The sequence below is a fragment of the Streptomyces sp. MMG1121 genome, from assembly GCF_001280015.1.
Classification (GTDB): domain Bacteria; phylum Actinomycetota; class Actinomycetes; order Streptomycetales; family Streptomycetaceae; genus Streptomyces.
Window position 1 is genome coordinate 1 of the sequence record NZ_LGDV01000057.1, and the last position, 700, is coordinate 700.

General features: G+C 67.7%; 1 protein-coding gene. It reads right to left on the reverse strand.

Features of this window, described 5'->3' with window-relative positions:
• Nucleotides 1–145: 145 nt before the first annotated feature.
• Nucleotides 146–700, reverse strand: a 555-nt coding sequence (locus tag ADK64_RS07300) for an alpha-glucosidase C-terminal domain-containing protein (protein WP_159046185.1), incomplete at its 5' end; no start/stop codon positions are given.

Here is a 700-nt window from a genome sequence, read left to right on the forward strand (position 1 = left end):
CCCTTCAGGTCGCCGATGCCGTCGCCGTCGCTGTCCTGGAAGGAGCGGACCAGCACCTCGTAGAAGACCGCGCGTTTGAACCAATCCGGGTCCCGGTCCCTGGCGGGAGTGTCCTCGAAGGTGTCCAGTACGGGTTCGTTGACGGTCATGACGCTGCGGGCCCTCCGATCTGGGGCGTCGATCGCCCGACGTGGAGCACGTGCGCCGGCGCGCTGCCGGGCGTCAGACGCACGTAGTTGGTCCTGCCCCAGTGGTACGTCTCGCCCGTCAGTTCGTCGTGGACGGACAGGGCGGCGTTCCAGTCCAGGCCGAGTTGCGGCATGTCCAACGAGACCGTGGCCTCCTGGGCGTGATGCGGGTCGAGGTTGACGACCACGATGACCGTGTCCGAACCCGTGCTCTTGCTGTAGGCGAGCACGGCGTCGTTGTCGGTCCGGTGGAAACGGAGATTCCGCAGGCGCTGTAGCGCGGGATGCCGACGGCGGATGCTGTTCAGCCGGGTGATGAGCGGTGCGATGGTCCGGCCCTCGCGGGCGGCGGACTCCCAGTCACGGGGCTTGAGTTGGTACTTCTCGGAGTCGAGGTACTCCTCGCTGCCCTGCTTCAGCGCGGTGTTCTCGCACAGTTCGTAGCCGCTGTAGATGCCCCAGGCGGGGGAGAGGGTCGCGGCGAGCACGGCACGCACCTCGAAGGCGGGACG